Raw genomic sequence first — 1,855 nt, forward strand, 5'->3', positions numbered from 1 at the left:
GGCAGACGGGAGGCGGGGACCTCCAGGGAGACCCGCACGCCGGGATGGTCGGCGTGCATGTCCAGGGTCGCGCCGCACCGCTCGAGTTCGGCGGCGAAGTCCTCGGCGGAGTGCTTGTCGGTGCCCTCGGCGAAGGCGCGCGCCATGATCGTGGCGACGCCGTCCAGCCCGGCCGGTTCGGCGTCCAGCGGGGCGTCGAGCAGCACCTCGACGGCCACGACCTGCTGGCCGGGGCGGTGGCAGCGCAGGACCGTCAGGCCGTTGTCGAGCGCGCCGCGCTCCGGCGCGGGGAACGCCCACGGCTTCGGCGCGCCGGCCTGCGGCTGCGGGTGGAACTCCATCGTGGCCAGCTCGGTCACTTGGCCTCCTCCTCGTCCTCGTCGCCGTCGGCGTCGGCGTCGGCGCCCTCCGGGGTGGTCGGTTCGTACACCAGGACCGCGCGGTTGTCGGGGCGCAGCCGGGCCTTGGCCACCTCCTGGACCTCCTCCGGCGTCACCTCCAGCACCCGGTCGACGGCGGTCAGCGCGAGCTGCGGGTCGCCGAACAGGACGGCGTACCGGCAGAGTTCGTCGGCGCGGCCGGAGACGGTCCCCAGCCGGTCCAGCCACTCGCGTTCCAGCTGTGCCTGGGCTCGCTCCATCTCCTCCGCCGTGGGGCCCTCGGCGGCGAGCCGCGCCAGTTCCTCGTCGACGGCGGCCTCGATCACCGGCACCTCGACGTCACCGGAGGTCTTGACGTCCAGCCAGCCCAGCGAGGGGGCGCCGGCCAGCCGCAGCAGCCCGAACCCGGCCGTGACCGCGGTACGGTCGCGGCGGACCAGCCGGTTGTAGAGGCGGGAGGACTCGCCGTAGCCCAGGATGGTCAGGGCCACGTCGGCGGCGTCGCAGGCGCGGGTGCCGTCCTCCGGGAGGCGGTAGCCGGCCATCAGGGCGCGGGCCGGGACCTCCTCGCGGACGACCTCGCGGATCTCCCCGCCGACGACCTCCGGCAGCGCGCCGTCGCGCGGGGCCGGCTTGCCGTCGTGGGAGGCGATGGAGCCGAAGTACTTCTCGATCCAGGCGAGCGTCTGCTCGGGGTCGATGTCGCCGACCACCGACAGCACCGCGTTGTTCGGCGCGTAGTAGGTGCGGAAGAACGCCCGGGCGTCCTCGAGCGTGGCGGCGTCCAGGTCGGCCATCGAGCCGATCGGGGTGTGGTGGTACGGGTGGCCCTCCGGGTAGGCCAGCGCGAAGATCTTCTCGAACGCGGTGCCGTACGGGACGTTGTCGTACCGCTGGCGGCGCTCGTTCTTCACGACGTCGCGCTGGTTCTCCATCGACTCGTCGTCGAGGGCGGTGAGCAGGGAGCCCATCCGGTCGGCCTCCAGCCAGAGCGCGAGCTCCAGCTGGTGGGCCGGCATGGTCTCGAAGTAGTTGGTGCGCTCGAAGCTGGTCGTGCCGTTGAGGGAACCACCGGCCCCCTGCACCAGCTCGAAGTGACCGTTGCCCTTCACCTGGGCCGAGCCCTGGAACATCAGGTGCTCGAAGAGGTGGGCGAGGCCGGTGCGGCCCTGGACCTCGTGCCGGGAGCCGACGTCGTACCAGAGGCACACCGCGGCGACCGGGGTCAGGTGGTCCTCCGAGAGCACCACGCGGAGCCCGTTGGCAAGGCGGTGCTCGGTAGCTGTGAGGCCTCCTGAGCCTGCCTCGGCTGTGGCCGTGTGACCCATGGGCATGTACGTCCCTTCGCTCGCGGAATCTTGAACGCGTGAACACATGAAAACGCGGACTGCCTGTCACTGTATGCAACCGGGGGCGGGTGCCGTGAGGTTCCCGATACGTCACATTGACGCCCGATCCGGGGATCCGGTCCCCGG

The 1,855-nt window shown here is 72.0% G+C and carries 1 protein-coding gene and 1 pseudogene; both read right to left on the reverse strand.

The annotated features are described in order from the left end of the window. Window positions 1-359: pseudogene (locus tag HW445_RS29300) on the reverse strand (insulinase family protein); the annotation flags it as partial. Then, window positions 356-1,714, reverse strand: a complete 1,359-nt coding sequence (locus HW445_RS29305; protein WP_151775287.1) for a pitrilysin family protein — start codon at window positions 1,712-1,714, stop codon at window positions 356-358. The pseudogene HW445_RS29300 and the gene HW445_RS29305, both read right to left, overlap by 4 nt. Window positions 1,715-1,855 lie beyond the last annotated feature (141 nt).

The sequence above is a fragment of the Streptomyces sp. UH6 genome (assembly GCF_013421635.1).
Lineage (GTDB): Bacteria > Actinomycetota > Actinomycetes > Streptomycetales > Streptomycetaceae > Streptomyces > Streptomyces abyssomicinicus.

Excerpts from the sequence above, each read along its gene's own strand:
- HW445_RS29305 (WP_151775287.1), bottom strand. The coding sequence starts at position 1,714 with ATGCCCATGGGTCACACGGCCACAGCCGAGGCAGGCTCAGGAGGCCTC.